The organism is Gemmatimonas sp. (assembly GCF_021298855.1).
In the GTDB taxonomy this organism is placed as follows: Bacteria; Gemmatimonadota; Gemmatimonadetes; order Gemmatimonadales; family Gemmatimonadaceae; genus Gemmatimonas.
On record NZ_JAJTHI010000080.1, the window covers coordinates 1 to 18,941 of the forward strand.

General features: G+C 70.6%; 18 protein-coding genes. 13 read left to right on the forward strand and 5 right to left on the reverse strand.

Features of this window, described 5'->3' with window-relative positions; all coding sequences use genetic code 11:
* The 3 genes from LW840_RS16845 to LW840_RS16855 all read right to left on the reverse strand — a co-directional run.
* Nucleotides 1-292, reverse strand: a 292-nt coding sequence (locus LW840_RS16845) for a BlaI/MecI/CopY family transcriptional regulator (RefSeq protein ID WP_291277433.1), incomplete at its 3' end; no start/stop codon positions are given.
* Nucleotides 293-318: 26 nt separating this feature from the next.
* On the reverse strand, nt 319-1,686 hold the full coding sequence (locus LW840_RS16850) for a copper oxidase (protein WP_345780912.1): 1,368 nt from the start codon (nt 1,684-1,686) through the stop codon (nt 319-321).
* Between the two features lie 26 nt (nt 1,687-1,712).
* Nucleotides 1,713-3,011: a TolC family protein gene (locus LW840_RS16855; protein WP_291277435.1), complete on the reverse strand. Its 1,299-nt coding sequence runs from the start codon at nt 3,009-3,011 to the stop codon at nt 1,713-1,715.
* A gap of 380 nt (nt 3,012-3,391) precedes the next feature.
* Here LW840_RS16855 and LW840_RS16860 point away from each other — a divergent pair, with 380 nt between their 5' ends.
* The 13 genes from LW840_RS16860 to LW840_RS16920 all read left to right on the forward strand — a co-directional run bounded on the left by LW840_RS16860 (nt 3,392) and on the right by LW840_RS16920 (nt 17,128).
* Nucleotides 3,392-4,309, forward strand: a complete 918-nt coding sequence (locus LW840_RS16860; protein WP_291277436.1) for a CbiX/SirB N-terminal domain-containing protein — start codon at nt 3,392-3,394, stop codon at nt 4,307-4,309.
* A 33-nt stretch (nt 4,310-4,342) separates the two neighbouring features.
* Nucleotides 4,343-4,588 carry a hypothetical protein gene (locus LW840_RS16865; RefSeq protein WP_291266813.1) on the forward strand — a complete coding sequence of 82 codons (246 nt, stop codon included), beginning with the start codon at nt 4,343-4,345 and terminating at the stop codon, nt 4,586-4,588.
* Nucleotides 4,589-4,704: 116 nt separating this feature from the next.
* Entirely contained in the window at nt 4,705-6,723 is a 2,019-nt protein-coding gene (locus tag LW840_RS16870; RefSeq protein WP_291266812.1) for a nucleoside-diphosphate sugar epimerase/dehydratase, read from the forward strand.
* Complete coding sequence (locus LW840_RS16875; protein WP_291262000.1) at nt 6,720-7,028, forward strand: PqqD family protein; 309 nt, start codon at nt 6,720-6,722, stop codon at nt 7,026-7,028. The genes LW840_RS16870 and LW840_RS16875 overlap by 4 nt, the downstream gene beginning before the upstream one ends.
* 2 nt (nt 7,029-7,030) lie before the next feature.
* Entirely contained in the window at nt 7,031-7,549 is a 519-nt protein-coding gene (locus tag LW840_RS16880) for a lasso peptide biosynthesis B2 protein (RefSeq protein ID WP_291277444.1), read from the forward strand.
* Nucleotides 7,546-9,540, forward strand: a complete 1,995-nt coding sequence (locus LW840_RS16885; RefSeq protein ID WP_291277437.1) for an asparagine synthetase B family protein — start codon at nt 7,546-7,548, stop codon at nt 9,538-9,540. The genes LW840_RS16880 and LW840_RS16885 overlap by 4 nt, the downstream gene beginning before the upstream one ends.
* 82 nt (nt 9,541-9,622) lie before the next feature.
* Nucleotides 9,623-9,772, forward strand: coding sequence for a lasso RiPP family leader peptide-containing protein (locus LW840_RS16890; RefSeq protein ID WP_291266810.1), 150 nt, complete (start codon nt 9,623-9,625; stop codon nt 9,770-9,772).
* 50 nt (nt 9,773-9,822) lie between these two features.
* A complete protein-coding gene (locus LW840_RS16895) occupies nt 9,823-10,755 on the forward strand; it encodes a hypothetical protein (protein ID WP_291266809.1) in 933 nt (310 codons plus the stop codon).
* Complete coding sequence (locus LW840_RS16900) at nt 10,749-11,807, forward strand: ABC transporter ATP-binding protein (RefSeq protein ID WP_291277438.1); 1,059 nt, start codon at nt 10,749-10,751, stop codon at nt 11,805-11,807. Before LW840_RS16895 ends, LW840_RS16900 begins: the two co-directional genes overlap by 7 nt.
* Complete coding sequence (locus LW840_RS16905; protein WP_291277439.1) at nt 11,804-12,604, forward strand: ABC transporter permease; 801 nt, start codon at nt 11,804-11,806, stop codon at nt 12,602-12,604. The genes LW840_RS16900 and LW840_RS16905 overlap by 4 nt, the downstream gene beginning before the upstream one ends.
* On the forward strand, nt 12,591-13,919 hold the full coding sequence (locus LW840_RS16910) for a nucleotidyltransferase family protein (protein ID WP_291277440.1): 1,329 nt from the start codon (nt 12,591-12,593) through the stop codon (nt 13,917-13,919). The genes LW840_RS16905 and LW840_RS16910 overlap by 14 nt, the downstream gene beginning before the upstream one ends.
* A 23-nt stretch (nt 13,920-13,942) precedes the next feature.
* Nucleotides 13,943-14,695, forward strand: a complete 753-nt coding sequence (locus LW840_RS16915) for an SLBB domain-containing protein (RefSeq protein ID WP_291277441.1) — start codon at nt 13,943-13,945, stop codon at nt 14,693-14,695.
* A gap of 6 nt (nt 14,696-14,701) precedes the next feature.
* Complete coding sequence (locus LW840_RS16920) at nt 14,702-17,128, forward strand: polysaccharide biosynthesis tyrosine autokinase (protein ID WP_291262008.1); 2,427 nt, start codon at nt 14,702-14,704, stop codon at nt 17,126-17,128.
* Between the two features lie 44 nt (nt 17,129-17,172).
* On the opposite strand, the gene LW840_RS16925 is transcribed toward LW840_RS16920, so the two are convergent.
* Both LW840_RS16925 and LW840_RS16930 read right to left on the reverse strand, forming a co-directional pair.
* Nucleotides 17,173-17,778, reverse strand: a complete 606-nt coding sequence (locus LW840_RS16925; RefSeq protein ID WP_291277442.1) for a sugar transferase — start codon at nt 17,776-17,778, stop codon at nt 17,173-17,175.
* Nucleotides 17,775-18,941 (reverse strand): DegT/DnrJ/EryC1/StrS family aminotransferase (locus LW840_RS16930; protein WP_291277443.1); only part of this gene is annotated, 1,167 nt, incomplete at its 5' end. The genes LW840_RS16925 and LW840_RS16930, both read right to left, overlap by 4 nt.

Consider the following 18,941-nt stretch of genomic DNA (forward strand, 5'->3'; position numbering starts at 1 on the left):
CCTCCACCAGCCGGCGCGACGCGTACTCCTCGAACTCGGCGGGCGACAGCGCGGCCGTGTAGTGCAGCAGCCCGTCGATCTTGCCCCGCGTGAGCAGATGCTTGTCCACGAGCTTGTTGAGCACCGTGACCACCGTGAGCAACGCCACGTCGTGCTCCACCACCACCAGTTCGTGCACGGTGCGCGCCGTGGCCGGCGCATCGTGGCGCCAGATGGTGCTCAGGAGGCGCGCCTCGAGATCTCCCAGCACCTTGGCCAAGCCGTCGGCGGAGAGCCGAACGGCGTCGCCCATGCGCGGGGGCCATGGCGTGTGCGCGCTCATTCCTGACCTCCGGGTGGGTGATGATGCATGTGGCCGGCGGCTTTGGTCTTGATCTCCGGCACGGTGATGCGATCGCGCGCGAGCTCCTCGGCCGTGGCCACGCGCGCCTGAGTACCGGCCGGCGCCTGCCACCACGACGATTCATCACCCGGACGTACGCGATCGCGCACCTTCATGATAGTGAACATCCCACCCATGTCGATGTAGCCGTGCGGTCCCGGTGCCCCCATCATGGGGGTGCTGTTGGCGGGCACCGGCATGCCCATGGCGGCCATGTCCCCCATGCCATCCTGCCCCATGGTCATGTAGGTGGGAATGATGGGCTGCACGGCCTTGTCGATCACGGCCGCGTCGACGCCGAACATGCTGGTGCCGCTGTGCCCCATCTGGGTCATGGTGTGATGCGACATGTGGCAGTGCAGCGCCCAGTCACCGGGGTTGTCGGCGATGAACTCCATGGTGCGCGTGCTCCCCACGGGTACCAGCTGCGTGACCTCCGGCCAGCGCGCCGATCGCGGGATGTCGCCGCCATCGGTGGCCACCAGCGTCCAGGTGTGCCCATGGATGTGAATGGCGTGGTGACTCATGGCGCTCAGGTTGCCGAGGCGAATGCGCACGAACTCGTTGCGCTCCACCATGAGCGGCGCCGTGCCCGGATACGCCTTGCCGTTGAAGGTGAGCACGTTGAACTCGAGCATCTCGTTGGGGTCGGGACGTCGCGCTCCCGGCAGCACCTTCCATTCACTCGAGAGCAGCGCGAAGTCGCGATCGGGCCGGCGTTCGGGGGGCACGCGCGGATGAATCACGAACATCCCCATCATGCCGAGCGCCTGCTGCGTCATCTCGTCGCGATGCGAGTGGTACATGTACGTGCCATGCTGCCGCAGCGTGAACTCGTAGCGGAACGTCTCGCCGGTGGCGATGGGCGCCTGACTGAGCCCCGCAATGCCATCCATCCCCGAGGGGAGCAGGATGCCGTGCCAGTGCACACTCGTGGGCGCGGGGAGCGCGTTGGTCACGTAGATGCGCACGCGATCGCCCTCCACCGCTTCGATGGTGGGCCCCGGCGTGCTGCCGTTGAACCCCCAGCACTGCGCCGCGAGACCGGGGGCAAACTCGTGCTCGACCGGTTCGGCAATGAGATGGAACACCTTCACGCCGTCCACGATGGTGAACGGCAGCGTGGCGCCGTTGGGGGTGATGACCGGGGTATAGTCGCGCCCCGGGCGACCCGGCGCGTACACGGTGCTCCCGTCGTGCGGCACCGTGGTGCGCGCCAGCGCGGCGGCGGTGGTGGGCAGCCCCAGCAGGGCGCCGCCGGCCACGGCGCCCATGCCCGTGGACAGCAGGGTGCGTCGGTTCATCGTCGAGACATCGTTCAGGTGATCGGTCACGGCAGCGACGTCCCCACGGCGCGCTCCAGCTGAATGCGCGCTTTCCAGTAGTCACTGAGCGCCTCGATGTAGCCGTGGGCCGCGGAGAGTTCGCCCTGGCGCGCCTGCAGCAGGCCGAAGACGCTGATGGCCATGGCGTTGTACTGCAGCTGGGTTTCCTCGGTCACGCGGCGGCGGAGCGGCACGACGCGCGCGCGATACTCCTCGAAGCGCGCGCGCGCGGCGGAGAGCAGGGCGTGCGCTGCACGCACATCGGCGCGCATGGCCAGCAGCAGCGCCTCCTGCCGGCCCACGGCCGCGCGCAACGTGCTCTCTGCACGCAGCAGGCGCCCCTGACCGCGGTCGAAGAGCGGGAGCGGAACGACCAGCCCGAGACCGCTTTCGAAGGGCCCGCCGTCCTTCCCCTCACCGGCATAGGTGAGCGACCCGTCGGGGAGCAGGCGGAACCGTTGGGTGAGCCCCACCGCCCGCCCGGCGGCATTGATGTCCTGCAGCGACGCCGCCAGGTCGAGCCGGTTGCGGGCAGCCAGCACGAGCAGCGAGTCGAGTGCGGGATCCTGCGGTGGCAGATCGGGGAGGCGTTCGGGGAGCGACAGCGCAGCACCCGTCGTGGCCACACCGAGCGTGCGCACGAGTTGTTCGCGGGCCGCCTCGCTCTGGCCGCGCGCATCGAGCGCGCCGCCCAGGAATTCCGATGCGGCAGCGCGCTCACCCACGAGATTGAGCTCCTGCAGGTTGCCCGCCTCGTACAGCGCCGTGGCGGCCACGGCGGAGGCGGCCGCAGCAGCGTGCGCCCGCTCGCTCACGTCGCGCGCCAGCGCCGCGGCCACCGCGTGCACCAGCGCCTCCCGCACTTCGGTCACGTGCTGAAACACATCGCCGGCCACGCGGAGCCGTGCGCTGGCCAGCTGCGACTCGGCCAGTCGGCGGCGCATGGGCTGCGACAGCAGATCGATGAACGACTGCGCGATGCCGAACTCCTGGAAGCGCCCGGCCGAAAACCGTTCGAGCGCCAGCACCGGGTTGGCCAGCAGCGCCGCCTGTACGACCTCGGCGCGCGCCAGCCCCAGTTCGGCGTAGGTGGCGCGCAGGGCAGGGTGCGCCATGAGGGCAATGCGCACGGCCGATTCGGGGGAGAGCGGCTGTTCCAGCAGCTGCTTCACCGTGTCCTCGGCGGTGACCACCCCCTCGGCGGTGCGGGTGGGCACCACGACGCCGGCGCGTGGGCGGAGCAGGTCGTCGACGTCGGTCACGTCCCGTTGCAGGGAGCCGTGGGCACAGGCGCCGAGGAGCATGGGGACCGAGCACGCCAGAAGCGCCCGCAGGGGGCCGCGTGCAGAACACAGGGGTGGCACGTGAGGCACAGGAAGAGCCGAGGTGAGCGCCGGGCGTAAAGGCGGGAGCCGGCGTGGATGACCGTAGGAGTTTACTGAGAGTAAAACGGTGGGAACAGCACCACGGAGTCGCGCAATGGCGGAGAGTGACACGGAAAACGGCCGGGAGTGCACAAACCCGATTGACTTGTTCGGCTTTAGCTGCCATGATAACGGCTCTTTCATGAGAATCTCTCTCATGTAGCGTGGCATTGGCCACGCCGCCCGTCTTGCTCCCCTTTCAGCCTGTGGATTCACCGATGTCGTCGCGATCGCTCCTTTCCGCCACCTTCCGCCGTTCTGTGACTGCCACTGCCGCAGCGCTGGCCCTTGCTGGCCCTGTCACCGCGGCCGCCCAGCAGGTGGGCACCATCGTCATCGCCCACGGCGGCGACTCCCTCTGGAACGCGACCGTGCAGCAGAGCGTGGGGAGCGCCAAAACCGGCGGGCCGGTGGCCGTGAGCTTCCTCATGGGCCCCGGCGCCGCGCGCGCTCGCTTTCAGGACGTCGTGACCAGGCTGGAGAAGCAGGGCGTCTCGCAGATCGTGGTGGTGCCGCTGCTCGTCTCCAGCTTCAGCGGCCACTACGACCAGATCCGCTATCTCACCGGCGAAGCGGTCACCCTCGACACCGACATGACGCACCATCTGCACATGTCGGGGATCGAGCGCCCCACCACCACCGTGCCCCTGCGCCTGGCCAAGGCGCTCGATGCATCGCCCGAACTGGCGCGCATTCTCACCGACCGCGCGCTCGCCCTCACCACCACGCCGCGGGAGCAGGCGCTGTTCATCGTGGGCCACGGCCCCAACTCGGCGGAGGATTACGCCGCCTGGATGGAGAACCTGCGCCCCGTGGCCGACTCGGTGAAGGCTTGGACCCACTTCAAGGACGTGCGCGTGGACGTGGTGCGCGACGACGCCCCTGCCGCCGTGCGCGCGGAAGCCGTGCGCCGCGTGCGCGAACTCATCGACCTGCAGGCCGCCGCCACCGGCCGCGAGGTGATCGTGGTGCCCGTGCTCGTCTCCAAGGGCAACGTGAGCCGCGACAAAGTGCCGCAAGACATTCGCGGCACCCGCTCGAAGTACGGCGCCGAACCGCTCGCCCCGCATCCGCAGCTTGCCCACTGGGTGGAACGGCGCGTGCGCGAAACCGTGCAGGGCACGGCGGTCGCACAACCCGCACCCTCGCCCGCCGTTGCCGGATTCGGCGCGCGGTGAGCCGCGACTCACTGTTGTGTCTGAGCGACATTGATGTGGCGGATGCGCAACGGCCGATGCGGCAGCCCGCCGCCCGGTTGCGCGGCGATCCACGGCCACGGGTTTTCCCTGCAGCAGGAATTACTGTGCAACGTGTTCCATGCCAAGCAGTTGTTCGGAATCAACAACCGGGTGGTAATATTCCGTGACGGCGGCCGGCGGCCGAACACGCCGGGCATCCGCCATCCGCAGGAGCGGATCCGGCGCGATCGTCCTCCGGCACGGTCGTTGCCGAACTGACGTGTCTGTCCGGTCGCTTCGTGCGATGGCTCACCGTCTGTCCAACGGCGAGGTCTCCCGCTTCCAGGTGCTGCCCGCGTGGGTAGCGGCTCCCCGTTCCCGACATCCTGATCCCGGTGCCTCCTCGTCCGCTGCGTTATCGCACCCCCCTCATCGCGAGTCTGCACCTCGGGGCCGCGGCGTTGGCGCTGGTGCTGGCGTACGTGGTGCGCTTCGATTTTGCGGTTCCCGCCGAGGAGCTGGCGCGCCTGTGGGTCGTGGGCCCCGCGCTGCTGGGCGGCCGCCTGCTGGTGCTCATGTGGTTGGGCGTTTTCCGCGGCTCCTGGCGGCATGCCGGGGTGCGCGATGCCATGGTGCTGGCCCGCGCCACCGCCCTCGGCAGCGGACTCACCATCATGGCCGTGGTGCTGCTGGGCGCGGCCATCGGCATGCCGCGCTCCATTTTCGTGCTCGAGGCGGTGTTCTTCTTCGGCCTCGCCGGCTCGGCGCGGGTGGGGGCGCGCCTGCTGCATGAGCGGCGTCGCGCCGAGCATCACGGTGCCGCCCGACGCAAGGTGCTCGTGATTGGCGATGACGACGCCGCCGAACGGTTCGTCCGCCAGTGTCAGCGGGACGGCGAGGGGAACCTGCGGGCGGTGGGGCTCGTGACGCTGCAGCCGGTGTTCGGCGCACTGGCCATTCACGGGGTGCCGGTGGTGGGGGCGCTGCGTGACCTGCCCGCACTGGTGCAGCGCGTGGGGGCGGAGCTGGTGGTGATCGCCCTCTCCGAGGTGTCGGGTCCCCTCATGCGCGAGATCATCGAGCAGTGCGAGCGTAGCGGCTGCGCGTTCAAGGCCATCCCCACGCTGCGCGAAATCCTCGCCGGACGCGCCCGAATGGACGAGGTGCGCGAGGTGTGCATCGAGGACGTGCTCGGGCGCCGCCCGGTGCAGCTGGCCCCGGTGGAGGTGGAGCGTGACCTCACTGGCGCCGTGGTGCTGGTCACGGGGGCCGCCGGGTCCATCGGCGCGGAGCTCGCGCGGCAGGTGGCGGGGTTCGCGCCGCGCCGGCTGGTGCTGCTGGATCAGGCCGAGTCGCCACTCTACTTCCTCGAGCACGAGTTGGCGCGCACCTTCCCGTCGCTCGAAGTGCATGCGGTCCTCGGCGACATCGCCGACGTGACCCATGTGCATCAGCTCTTCGACGCCTACCGGCCCACGGTGGTGTTCCACGCCGCCGCCTACAAGCATGTCCCGCTCATGGAGGAGCACCCCGGCGAGGCGGTACGCAACAACGTGCTGGGCACGCTGCATGTGGCCACGGCCGCGGTGCGCGCCGGCGCGCGCAAGTTCGTGCTAATCTCTACCGACAAGGCGGTGAATCCCACCAGCATCATGGGTGCCTCCAAGCGGCTCGCCGAACTGGTGGTGCTGGGGCATCCGCAGGTGCGTGGGCATGGCACCGACTTCCGGGCCGTGCGCTTCGGCAACGTGCTGGGCTCGGCGGGGAGTGTCGTGCCGCTCTTTCAGCGGCAGCTGGCCGCCGGCGGCCCGCTCACCGTGACGCACCCGGATGTGCGCCGCTACTTCATGACGATCCCCGAGGCGGTGGAACTCGTGCTGCAGGCCGCGGCGCTGCCCGAGGCGAGTGATCGCATCACCATGCTCGACATGGGCGAGCCCGTACGCATTCTCGATCTGGCCGAACAGCTCATTCGGCTGGCGGGACGCGTGCCGTACACCGACGTGGATATCACCTTCACCGGCCTGCGGCCCGGCGAGAAGCTGAACGAAGATCTCATGGCGTTGTTCGAGGAGGGTACGCCCACGTCCGTCCAGCAGATTCGCATGCTGCGCACCGAAGGACTGGCCGGGGCGCGGTTGCATCTGGGCCTCGACGAACTGGCGCGAATGGCCGAGTGCGATGACGCGGCGGGTATCCGGCAGGTCATGCAGCATCTCGTGCCGGAGGCGGCGCTGGGCATGCTCACCCCCTTTCCGCCGGTCTTCGCGACGACCGTCACGCCGCCGCCCTCGGTGCTCGTGCCACCGCGTATCGTGGTGGCCGATCGGGCGCCGCGCGCCCCGCGTACGCCACCGGTGATCCCACTGGCGGATCGTGGCGGTGCCGACATGGTGAGCGGATCCGCACCGTGAGTGCTCACGAAACGGCACTGGCGGTGCGGGCACTGCCCGTGCCCGCCCCCGGGGTGATCGTGCAAGCCATGGACGAAGGCGTGGTGCTCTTCGACGGTCGCAGCGAAACATACTTCGGCCTCAATACGGTGGGCGCCGCCGTGTGGGCGCTGCTGCCGCCCGCGCAGCGCACGGTGGGGGCGGTGTGCGGGCAGCTTTCGGCCACGTATCCCGAGGTGCCCATGGCCACGCTGCTCGCCGACGTGAACGCCCTGCTGGACGATCTCGTCGCCGCCGGATTGGCGACCACCGAGCCGGTGCCGTGAGTATGCCGCTGCCGGCTGTTGGCACGGTGCTGCGTGCCCTGGCGGCGCCGCGCGCGGTGATGGACGTGGTGCAGGGCATGCTGGCGCTGCGCGTGGCGCGGCGCGATTTGGCCACGGCGCCCACCGGGGCGCTGCTGCCGTTGTCGGCGGCCTCTGCGCAGGGGGATGGCGCGAACGCCGCCGGTACCCCGGCCGCGTTGTCCGAGGCGCAGCGGTGGGCGCGGGCCCTCAAACGTGCCGAGCGCTACGGCCCGTGGCGTGGCGCCTGCCTGGTGCGTTCCCTGGCGCTGCACCGGTTGCTGGTGGCCCACAGCGTCCCGGGGAGCGTGGTGCGCGTGGGGGTGCGCGCGCGGGGGACCTTCGAGGCGCACGCGTGGGTGGAAGTGGGCGGCGTGGTGGTGGGCGACCGCCCTGCGGTGCAGCAGCAGTGGACGCCGTTGGGAAGCAGCACACTGCAGGGTGGTGACAGCGGGACGGCGACGCGGCTGGCGCTGCAGGCGCTGCGCCGGGAGGTGGCGTGAGCGCGATTCTGGCCATCGTGGCCAACGACGCCGCAGCGGTATCGCCGCCCGTCGTGCGCGAGATGCTGCACGTCATGGCGCCCTGCGGCGGTGATTGCGTGGAGCAGTGGCAGGGCGATGGCGTGGTGCTGGCGGTGCAGCGCGCGGCCTGGGAGATGGAGGACGACTTCTCCGGTTCGGCGCTGCTGGTGCACGGGCACGAGGTGGTGGTGGCGGCCGACGCGCGGCTGTACTACCAGGACGAGTTGCACCGGCGACTGGCCAGTCGTGGCGTCACGCCAGGCGGCCCCACGGCCAGTCACGGCATCGTGGCAGCGTACGAAGCATTTGGTGACGATTGCGCCGAGCTGCTCGAGGGCGACTTCGCGTTCGTGCTGTGGGATCGCCGGCTGCGCAAACTGGTGACTTCACGCGATTTCAGCGGCACGCGGTCGCTGTACAGGGCCACGCTGCGCAGCGGCGTGGCGTATGCCTCGGTGGTATCGGCGCTGCACGGCCATCCGCACTGCCCGGCCGATCTCGACCTCGCCACCATTGCCAGCGACGCGGCTGGCCTTCTCTACTCGGCAGGCAACGGTACCGTATACCGTGCCATTCGCCAAGTGGAGGCGGGAAGCACCGAGCTGTGGCAACGACAGGCGCTCACGCGCCATCGCTGGTTCACGCTCCCCGAGCGGGAAGGTGCTCCGCGGCCGGCGGTCGTGGCGGAGGGCGAGTTGCGCGCGCTGCTGGAGGCGGCGGTGCGCGAGCGCATGGCGCGGCAGACACCGACCACGGTGTGGATGAGTGGGGGGTACGACTCCACGGCCGTGGCGGCGATGCTGCGGCGCGTATCGCAGCAGGCCCATCACCCGTATCATGTGATCTCGCTGTCATACCCCGAGGGCGACAGCGGCCGCGAAGACGAGCTCATCGCTCTCGCGGCGCAGCACCTGGAGGCGCCTGTGCACTGGCTGGACGGGCGCACCCTCGGTCCCATTCCGCCAGCGCCGCGATATGATGCGGCCGGCCGCGAGGAGTCGCACGTGCACTTGCATGCGGCCGTGCTCGAGGCGCTGGCGCAGGGCACGCGCGCGGTGGCAGGTCGCGTGGCGCTGCACGGCCATGCGGGCGATTTCCTCTTTCAATGTGCGCCCTGGTATCTGTCGGACCTGCTGCGCGGCGGACGATGGTCTGCCGTTTGGCGCGAGTGGCGTGCGCTGCGCATTCACGCCCAGCCGGCCACCTGGTTCTGGAAGTACGCCGTGGAGCCGGCGCTGCCGCCGGCGGTGCGGGAAGGGCTGGGGCACCTGCGCGGGCGCCCGTTCACGGGGCTGTTCGCGCGCCTGGTGCCGCCGTGGCTGCGCACGCCAACCACCGCCAGCCTGGCGCTCACCACGCGGGCGCCCGGTTGGGTGCCCGACGCGTGGCGTCACGGCGCCGCGCATGCCGAGTTCCGGTGGTATTTCGAGAATCAGGGGTTCCCCCGGTTGGCGGCCGTGATGCATGGCGCCGTGCAGGCACTCGGCGTCGAGGTGCGTTCACCCTTGCACGACCTGCGCGTGGTGCGCTTCATGGCCCAGGGGCACCACAGCGAACGGCACGCCGCCGGCGACACGAAGCCGCTGTTGCGCGGCGCGATGCGCGGGTTGCTCCCGCCGGCACTGCTGGCGCGGCGCGCGGAGCGTACCGGTACCCTCGCCACGCGAATCGAACAATCGGGCCCGGGAGTGGCAGCGTGGTTGCGGCAGTGCGGTTCCCAGCTGCGCCTGGCGGATCTCGGTCTCCTTGATCGATCTTCCCTGACTCTGCACATTGCGCAGGTGGAAGCGGGCCGGGCCACTCCCGGGCTGTGCGAGGCGCTGCTGCGTACGGCACAGGTCGAGTGGTTCCTGCGAACGGATTCGCGCTCCGCCCGTGCGGTGATGACGGAGCCGACACCGACGGGCAGCCGGGTTGCCGCCGTGCCGATCGGCCATTCCCACGCGCGCCGTGAGGGTGCGCTGTCCTGACGGGTATCACAGGCATTTGCAGTCACGCGGACTGCGGTCGCGTCGGGCGACACCCGACTTCCACTCGAGCAAAGGACTCGTGATGTACAACGCACCACGGCTGGAACGGTTCGGTACGCTGCGCGAGCTCACGCTTGCCGGCGGTACGTCTGGCACTGACACCTTCGGCACCAACCCGGCAGCACCGGGTTGCACGCCGGCTGGCGGCAGCTTCAACTGCAAGACGAGCTGAGTGACGACCGGGAAGGCACTTCGGTGCCTTCCCGGATTCGTCCGTTCCCCATGTATCACTACTTTGCCTTCGGACGCCGGGTGCGCTCCGATTTTCCGTTGGCCACGCTGCCCGTGCAGGCGGCGCCGGACGACGTTGATGTGCAGGTCAGGCGACAGGCGCTGGCGCCGCGCGATGCCGCGTTCTCGCTGGTCGGAGCCGACCCCTACCGGCCCTGCAACCTGCAGTTGTGGCGCCACGGGGCCACGTGGCGCTTTGAACACGCCTGCAGTGGCCAGTACGCACTGGATCGCGCGCGCGGCGTCATTGCCTGCGATGTGCCGTCCACGCTGGGTGAGGAGGCGTTGCGGCTCGACCTGGTGGGGCGCCTGCTGCCCCTGCTGGTGCACGATGCGGGCGACCTGTGCCTGCACGCGAGCGCCGTGCGCGTGGGCGACCGGGCCATTCTGTTCGCCGCCGTGAAGGGAACGGGCAAGTCGAGCCTGGCGGCCGCATTGGTGGCGCACGGGGCCACGCTCATGGGCGATGATGCGGTGGCGGTGACGGTGCAGGGGCCGCAGGCGCCGCTGGCGTTCGCCGGCAGTATGGCGCTGCGTGTCCACGCCGATTCCTATGCCGCCAGCGGGGCGTCGTGGGCCACGGCCACCCCCACTCTCGATGGCAAGCTGTCCGTGGACGCCGCGTCGTCGGAGTGGCCCGTGACGGCCGGTACGCCGGTGGCCGCGGTGTATCTCATGACGCCCGCGCCGGCGCACGCCGAGCAGGCGGCGATGCGCGAACGCCTCGCGCCCATGACGGCCGCCGTGCAGCTGCAGCAGCATGGCAAGCTGGGTGACCTGCTGGGGGGGGCGGAGGCCCACCGCCAGTTTCGCGGCACGCTGGCGCTGGCGTCCAAGGTGCCGGCGTACACGCTGTCGGTGGCGCGCGACCTCGCGCGGCTGCCCGCGGTCGTCGCCACCGTGCGCGCCTGGCACCCATGGTAAGCCTGCACGACGTGGCCAAGCGCTTCGAGCTGCGCCGTGGGTGGCGTGCCACGCTGCGCGCACCGCTGGGGCGCGGCGAGTGGGTAACCGGCCTCGACGGCGTGTCGCTCGAGGTGCGCCGCGGCGAGCTGTTCGGCGTGCTGGGCCCCAACGGGGCCGGCAAGTCCACGCTCTTTCGCATACTTGGCACCTATCTCACCCCCGATCGGGGCACCATCACCGTGAACGGTCACGATGTGGTGCGCACGCCGCGCGTGGTCCAGCGTCTGGTGGGGTGTGTGCTGGCCAACGAACGGGTGATGAACTGGCGTCTGTCGGCACGGGAAAACCTGCGGTTGTACGCGGCGTTGCAGCAGGTGCCGGCCGCCGGTCGACGACTGGTGGTGGAGGAGATGCTGGGCGATGTGCAGCTCCTGGAGCACGCCGACCGACCGCTGGGGCAGCTCTCCACGGGCCTGCGGCAGCGCGCCCTCATTGCGCGGGCCCTGCTGGGGCGTCCGGCGGTGCTGCTGCTCGACGAACCCACGCGCGGGCTCGATCCCCTGGCCGCGCAGGCATTGCGCACCCTCGTGCGCGACGTGCTCGTGAAAGAGCGTGGGTGCACCGTGCTCATGGCCACGCACGACGGTGACGAGGCCTTCCACTGGTGCGATCGCGTGGCCATCCTGCATCGCGGCCGCGTCGTGGCCAGTGATCGCGCATCCGTGCTGGCGGAACGCTTCGGCGATGCCACCATGGGTGTGTGGACCACGCAGCCGCATCACGCGGCGTTTGCCCGGTTGTGCGAACAGGGGCTGGCGCATCGTGTGAGCGCTGGTGACGAGATCGACGGCTGGCGCTGTGTGCACGTGGAGTTGCCCAATGGCGCTGCCGCGGCGGCGGCCGCCCTGACATTGCTGGGAGCCCACGGGGTGCCCATTGCGCGCTTCGAACGGCTCGACGGGTCGCTGGCCAGCCTCATCGAGCGTGCCATTGCGGAGGGCGACATGACCGCGCACACGACCGAGCATACATCCGAGCACACGGCCGCGCACACGGCCGCGCCGGCATGAGTGCCATTGCCGCCCTGTTCCGGGCCTCGTGGATTCTCGCCACCAGCTATCGCCTGCAGTTTCTCCTGTCGCTGGGAGCGCTGCTGGCGACCGTCGTACCACTGTACTTCGTGGCCAACGCCCTCCAGCCTACCATGGCCGGCGCCATAGCCGGCGAAGGGGGCAGCTTCTTCGCTTTCACGCTGTTGGGTGTGCTTTCTACGGCCCTCATCATCGCGGCCATGCGCGCCCCTTCCACCGCGATCAGCGGCGGTATTGGCACGGGCACCCTCGAGCTCATGCTGTCGCTGCCCACGCCGTCGTGGGTGGTCTTCACGGGGCTCATGAGTTTTGATGCCGCGCAGGCTGCTCTGCGGGCGCTGCTGCTGGTGGGCAGCGGCCTGCTGCTGGGCGTGAGCGTCGTCTGGAGTCACGTCGTACCGGGGCTGGTGGTGCTGGGGCTCACGGTACTGGCCTACTTCGGCGTTGGGCTCCTGGCCGCCGCCATGGTGGTGGCCTTTCGCACGTCGGGGCCGTTGCTGGGCGGGGTCATGAGTGTATCGTCGCTCTTGGGGGGCGTGTACTTCCCCACGCACGTGATTCCGTCGTGGGTGGCACGCGTGAGCGAGGTCATTCCGCTCACCTACGGGCTGCGCGCGACGCGACGCCTGTGGCTGGGCGGGGCCCCCCTCGCCACCGTGGCCGCCGACGTCGCCGTGCTGAGTGGCATGGCCGTCGTGCTGTGTGCCGCTGGCACCTGGGCGCTGCGGTCCACGCTGCGCGACGCTCGGCGCCGGGGGAGTCTTGGCCAGTACTGACCGCGCCGCGCAGGTCGGGGCGCCGGCAGGGCCCGTGGCACAAACGGCGGCACGGCTGCACGCCCTGCTGGCCCCCGAGCATCGCCTGCTGTTTGGCAGCGCCGTGCCGGGCTTCACGGCGCCGGCCCCGCTGCTGGCCGCCATTACCTCGGCGGGATGGGGCTCGCTGCGCTACACCGCCGAGCGCGAGAAGGCGGTCATTGCCCTGGCGCGTGTGTTGGCCGGCGCCGAGCATGGCAGCGTGCCGGCAGAGGCCGCCCCGCTGCGGCAGCTGGCCATGGTCATGGAGTTCCGCATGCACTATCTGCGGCAGCGCCTGGGGCAGAGCGTACGCGCCCTGCACGAGGCCGGCATTCCGGTGTTGCTGCTCAAGGGTGCCGCCGTGGCCGCCTGGTACCATCGCCGCTTTGCCGCGCGCCCCATGCTGGACCTCGACCTGCTCGTCCCACCCGATCAGGCCCGGCGGGCGTACGATGTGCTGTGCACGGCCGGGTGGGCCGTGCCCGCCGCCGAGGACACCGTGCAGCTCCCCGCCGGCGGCATTCACCACCTGCCGGCCCTGCACGATGCCAGCGGCGTGGAAGTGAATCTGGAGGTGCACACCGACGTCATTCCGCCCGGGCACCCCTTTGCCTTCGGGGCCGCCGACGTATGGCGTGAGGCGCGCCCGGTGGGCGACGCGCTGGGGGCCGATCTGGCCGGCGTGTTCGTTCCCAGCGCGCGGCACATGGCCCTGCATGCGTGCATTCATCTGGCGTGGCAGCACATGCTGCGCACCGGGACCTGGCGAACGGCGGGGGACCTGCGCGTCATCACGGCCGATCCGACGTTCAATTGGGCCGCGTTCGTGACTCTGGCGCAGGAGGCCCGGGCGGCCAGCAGTGGCTACTGGGCGCTGCGGCTGGTGGAGGGGCTGGCGGCGGTGCCGGTACCGGCCCCGGTCCTGGCGGCACTCGAGCCGCTGCCGCCAGCCGGGGTGCCCCGGGCAGTCATGCGCGCGGCCCACACACTGGTGGAGCGGCACCTGCTGGCCGTGCTCATCCCAGGCGGTCCCGACTGTCCCTCGGTGCGGCTGCGGCGGCTGGCGTGGGAATGCGCCATACGTCCGCACGACAGCGGGCACCAGCTGTCACGCCCGTGGCACGTGGAGGAGCATGTGGACGCGCCGGCACACCAGGCACTGTCGCAATCCGCTACTTTGCAGCGTGGGCGCGCATCCGCCGGCCCGCCCCGTTTCCCGGCGGGCGTGCGCTGGCGCGAGTTTGTGCGTTACGCGCGCGCCGTGCTCGGTTCGTCCCGGTTCGCGGCTTCCTGACGGCAATCCGACCGCTTCCATCCATGGCTGCCCATCGCATTGTATACGCACGGTCACTGCATGCCCCGTCGCCGAGCGCCGCCGGCGCCGCGTGTAGGCCGCGGCGGCATGGCCGCCGGGCACTGTTGCCGCGGGTGTGGCGACTGGTCGTTGCGCTGGGGCTGGCCGGGGCCATGGCCGCGCCGCTGGCCGCGCAGCCGGCGGCGGGCGCGCCACTCGTGCTGCGTCCCGGTGATGCCATCAAGCTCACCGTGTGGGAGTCGCCCTCGTTCAGTGGCGAGTTCGAAGTGGCCACCGACGGTACGCTGCATCACCCGCTGCTCAATCGGGTGGTGGTGGCCGGGATTCCCATGGACAGCGTGCGTGGGCGCATCATCACCTTTCTCAGCGACTACCAGCGCGAACCGGCGGTGGACATCAAGCCGCTCGTGCGCGTCGTGGTGCTGGGGGAAGTGCGCACCCCGGGCGTGTACCTGCTCCCGCCGGAAACCACCGTGGCCGATGCGGTGGTGAAAGCCGGCTCCCCCACCCTGAACGGTCACGAGCGCCGGGTTTCGCTGGAGCGCGGCGGCCGTCAGCGGCAGTTCGATGCGAGCGAGGCGTCCCTCGAACCGTCGCTGCGCACGGTGCAGTCGGGCGATCGCATTCTGGTGCCGCGGCGCAACACGCGGTCCTTGTGGTCCGTCATCGGTCCGATTCTCCAGATCACGGCGGGGTTCGCGACCGCGTACCTCACGACGTACCTCATCATCGTCTCGCGCCGTGATCTCCCGTAACTGCTCATGAATCCCCGCACGTCGCTCGTTCGCACCGTCACGCCCCACGCGGCCGCCGAGCCGGCACCACCGATGCGCGCCCCCCGCGCGCGCCCGGAGGGTGGCGGCTACGATACGCTCCCCTCCGACCCCAAAGGGCTACTGCGGCTGCTGCTGCGCGCCTGGTGGATGCCGGTGCTGGGGGTGCTGCTTGCCGGCGGGGCGGCGTATGCGTGGGTCAGCCGCCAGCCCATGCGCTACATGAGCTCGGCCACCATTCAACTGCTCGACAGCCGCCTCTCCGTTGGGGCGCGCATTGACGGTGGCGGATCGTCGGCACCGGAGCAGTCGGTGCGCACGCAGGTCGCCATTCTGCGCAGCCGTCCGCTGGCCGGCGCGGTGGTGGACTCGCAACCGCTGGGGTTGCGGGTCCTGCCGCAGGGCATGCCGTGGGGCATGGTGCATGAGGTGGCGGTGGCGGGCAATCCTGCCGACGGCGGCGTGCTCACGCTGGCCTTCGATGGCGGGTCGTGGTTCGTGACCGACGATTCGGTGCGTTATCCGTACGACAAGCCGATTACCGTGCGCGGCCTCACCCTGCGCCTCGATCGCCCACCGGTCGGGGTGACTCGGGGCCGCCTGCTCATTCTGCCGCGGGACATGGCCATTGACCGCCTGTTGTCGCAGCTGGTGGTCAACGAGCGCGAAATGACCACGCTCATCGATGTGCGCTTCACCGCCGACGAGCCGCAGGTGGCGCTGCAGGCGCTGGGGGCCCTGGTGCAGGCCTACCAGCGCGCCGACGCGGCCACGGCACAACTGCAGGCGCGGCGGCGCCGCGAGTTTGTCCAGCAGCAGCTGGAGACCGTGAATGCGCAGCTGTCGGGGGCCGAGCGGCAGCAGGGGGCGTTTCGCGGCGCGCAGCAGGGGTTCAGCAGCGACGAGCGCATGGCCACGCGGCGCGCCGAGGTGAGTCTGGTGGAGCAGAAACAGCAGGAACTCCGCACCGAACGGCAGGTGGTGAGCGACCTGCGGGCGCGCTTCGAGTCCCCCGATCCGGCGGTACGCGCCCGCGCGCTGCTGGCGTTGCCCGGTACACCGGTGGGCAGCGCGCCGGGGGTGGCAGCGCTCTTCACCGAGCTGTCGCAGCGGGAGGTGGCTCGTGCGGAGATGACCTCCGGACCGCGTGGCCTGCCGGCGCGCCACCCGGATGTGCAGCGCGCCGATCAGCTGGTGGAGGGGGCCAAGCGCCGGCTGGTGGGGGCCGTGCAGGCCTACGAGGAAGGCCTGTTGCTGCGGTTGGCGGCGCTCGACCGGCAGCGGCTCGAGCTGTCGCGCGACTTGCAGGGCTCGCCGGTGGTGAAGGCGCAGGAAGTGCTGCTGGCGCAGTCGGCCGATGCCCTGCGTGAGCAGGCGGCCGGGCTGCGCGCCGAGTTTCAGCGCGCCCAGGTGGCCGAAGCGGCGGCGGTAGGGCAGGTCGACATCGTGGAGCCGCCCTCGCGTGTGCTGCCGCTCAGGCCGCCCGTGGGGCGACTGGTGGTGTTTGCGTTGGGGCTGGGCGCCCTGTGCGGGGTCATGGCCGCGGTGCTGCGCGAGGCGCTCGATCGCACCGTGAAGGGGCGCCACAGTGTCGAGCGCGGGTTGCGGCTGCCGCTGTTGGGCACCATTCCACGCATCACGGGCACGAAGGCGGCCACCTCACGCTGGCAGCGTCGCGGCACGCCCAAGGTATCGGAAGTGGGGCGCCGCCGGTCGGTGGCGCTGGCCACGGCGCGCGACCTGCGCAGCGGCGAATCGGAAGCCTTCCGTCAGCTGCGCACGCAGCTGCTCTACGGGCTGGGCGGGCGTGGCAAGAGCCTGCTGGTCACCAGCACCCGCCCCGCCGAAGGCAAGACCTCGGTGAGCGTGAACCTGGCCATTTCCTTTGCGCAGCAGCGGCTGCGTGTGCTGCTCATCGACTGCGATTTCGTGGCCGGCCGGCTGCACGTGCTGCTGGGCGCCAACGCCACGCCGGGGCTGCAGCAGGTGCTGAGCGAACTCAGCTCCCCCTTTGGCGCCGTGCAGGGCACGCTGGTGTCGGGACTATGGCTCATTTCGGCCGGAGCCGGCGGGGCCGACCTCATCGACCCCGCGGGGAGTCAGCGCTTCCGTACGCTGCTGCGCGAACTCACCGCCGTGTACGACGTGGTCATTCTCGACTCGGCGCCGCTCCTCGCGGTGGCCGACTCCGTGGCCATGAGCGTGGCTGCCGATGGCGTGCTGGTGGTCACGCGCGCCGGGGAAACGCGCATCGATGAAGCCGACGAAGCGCTGCGGCAGCTGGACGCCGTGAACGCCAATGTGCTGGGGGCGGTGATCAACGATGTGGACAACCGGTTGCCGCGCTACGGCGAGGGGAACTACGCCTACCGCGGCTACTACGCGGCGGTGTCGGCGGGCGAGGCGGGCGACTGATGCGGCGGGTACCGGTGATGACGCCGGCGGCGTCTCGCCGGTGCTCAGCGCCGCCCCACCCCGGTGGCGGCCAGCAGGGTGCGCACAATGACCGCCACATCGCTCGCCAGTGTGGCCTGCTGCGCGTACGCCAGGTTGCGGGCGATCTTGTCGGGCATGAGGGTGCCTATGTACAGCGCCTCGGGGTCGCTGGCCTCGGCCAGCAGCGCCGACTCGTCCACGTAGTGCAGCGAGGCCGGGTCGGTAATGCCCGGGGTGAGCGCCAGCACGGCACGCTGCGTCGGCGTGTACAGCGCCACGTAGCGCGGTACCTCGGGGCGTGGCCCCACCAGCGACATGGCGCCGGCCAGCACGTTGAAGAGCTGCGGCAGTTCGTCCAGCTTCGTGCGGCGCAGCCAGCGCCCCACGCGGGTAATGCGCGGGTCGCCGTGGGCCGTGAGCTGCGGCCCTGTCTGCTCGGCGCGCACCACCATGCTGCGGAACTTCCACATGTGGAACTCGCGGCCGTGGCGCCCCACGCGCCGCTGCCGGAAGAACACCGGGCCTCCGTCACTGCGTACGGCCACCGCAATGACGGCGAACAGCGGGAGCAGCAGCAGTGACCCGGTCAGCGACGCCACGACATCGACGGCGCGCTTGGCCGGGCTCACAGCCGGTTGGCGCGCACGATGCGATGCACGGCCGCGATGACATCGGCCACGTCGCCGTCGGCGAGGCGCGGGTGCAGTGGCAGGCTGACCATGCGCGAGTAGGCATCGTACGCCACCGGGAAATCGGTGGGGGCAAAGCCGTAGCGGTCGCGGTAGTAGGGGTGCAGGTGCACGGGAATGAAGTGCACACTGGTGGCGATGTTCTGCTCGGTCATGGCCGTGATGAAGGCATCGCGGCCAATGCGCAGCCGGTCGGGGCGCAGCCGCAGCACGAACAGGTGCCAGGCGTGGTCCACATGCGGGCGGTGCACCGGCAGCTCCAGCAGCCCCTCGGCGGCCAGCTCGGCAAAGCCGGCCATGTACGCGTTCACGACTTGCTGCCGGCGGCGCTGCAGGTCGCCCATGCGCCGCAGCTGCACGAGGCCGAGCGCTGCCGCGAGGTCGGTCATGTTGTACTTGAAGCCGGGGAGGACCACGTCGTAGTGCCAGCTGCCTCCCTTGGCGTAGCGCTTCCAGGCGTCGCGCGACATGCCATGCAGGCTCACGATGCGGGCGCGGTCGAGGAATTCCGCGTCACCGGTCAGCATGCCGCCTTCGCCGGTGGTGAGGTTCTTGGTGGCGTAGAAGCTGAAGGCCACCGGGTTGCTGCCGCCGCCAATGGGGGTGCCGCGGTAGGCGGCCGGGTAGGCGTGCGCGGCGTCTTCGATGAGTGCGAGGCCGTGCTGGTCGGCAATCGCGCGCAGGGCGGTGAGTTCGGCCGGGTGGCCGGCGTAGTGCACGGCAATGATGGCGCGGGTGCGCGGCGTGATGCGCTTCGCGACCTCGGTGGGGCAGAGGTTGAGCGTATCGGGCTCCACATCGGCCAGCACCGGGGTGGCGCCCACATGCACGATGACGTTGGCGCTGGAGCAGAACGTCATGGGGGTGGTGATGACCTCGTCACCCGCGCCAATGCCCAGCGTGGCCAGCGCCACATGCAGGCCGGCGGTGCACGAGTTGAGGGCGAGGGCGGCCGGGGCGCCCACGCTGTCGGCGAAGGTGCGCGCAAACTCCTGCGTACGGGGCCCGGTGGTGATCCAGTCCGACTGCAGGGCGGCGACCACCTCGGCAATCTCTTCCGGGCCGACCGACGGCGGGGAGAAGGGGAGGAAGGTGGGGCGGAC

What these genes read in the sequence shown, in the direction of transcription:
- LW840_RS16920 (WP_291262008.1), top strand. Translation starts at nt 14,702, where the DNA reads ATGAATCCCCGCACGTCGCTCGTTCGCACCGTCACGCCCCACGCGGCC.
- LW840_RS16890 (WP_291266810.1), top strand. Translation starts at nt 9,623, where the DNA reads ATGTACAACGCACCACGGCTGGAACGGTTCGGTACGCTGCGCGAGCTC.
- LW840_RS16895 (WP_291266809.1), top strand. Translation starts at nt 9,823, where the DNA reads ATGTATCACTACTTTGCCTTCGGACGCCGGGTGCGCTCCGATTTTCCG.
- LW840_RS16905 (WP_291277439.1), top strand. Translation starts at nt 11,804, where the DNA reads ATGAGTGCCATTGCCGCCCTGTTCCGGGCCTCGTGGATTCTCGCCACC.
- LW840_RS16880 (WP_291277444.1), top strand. Translation starts at nt 7,031, where the DNA reads ATGCCGCTGCCGGCTGTTGGCACGGTGCTGCGTGCCCTGGCGGCGCCG.
- LW840_RS16915 (WP_291277441.1), top strand. Translation starts at nt 13,943, where the DNA reads ATGGCTGCCCATCGCATTGTATACGCACGGTCACTGCATGCCCCGTCG.
- LW840_RS16865 (WP_291266813.1), top strand. Translation starts at nt 4,343, where the DNA reads ATGTGGCGGATGCGCAACGGCCGATGCGGCAGCCCGCCGCCCGGTTGC.
- LW840_RS16900 (WP_291277438.1), top strand. Translation starts at nt 10,749, where the DNA reads ATGGTAAGCCTGCACGACGTGGCCAAGCGCTTCGAGCTGCGCCGTGGG.
- LW840_RS16850 (WP_345780912.1), bottom strand. Translation starts at nt 1,686, where the DNA reads ATGAACCGACGCACCCTGCTGTCCACGGGCATGGGCGCCGTGGCCGGC.
- LW840_RS16855 (WP_291277435.1), bottom strand. Translation starts at nt 3,011, where the DNA reads ATGCTCCTCGGCGCCTGTGCCCACGGCTCCCTGCAACGGGACGTGACC.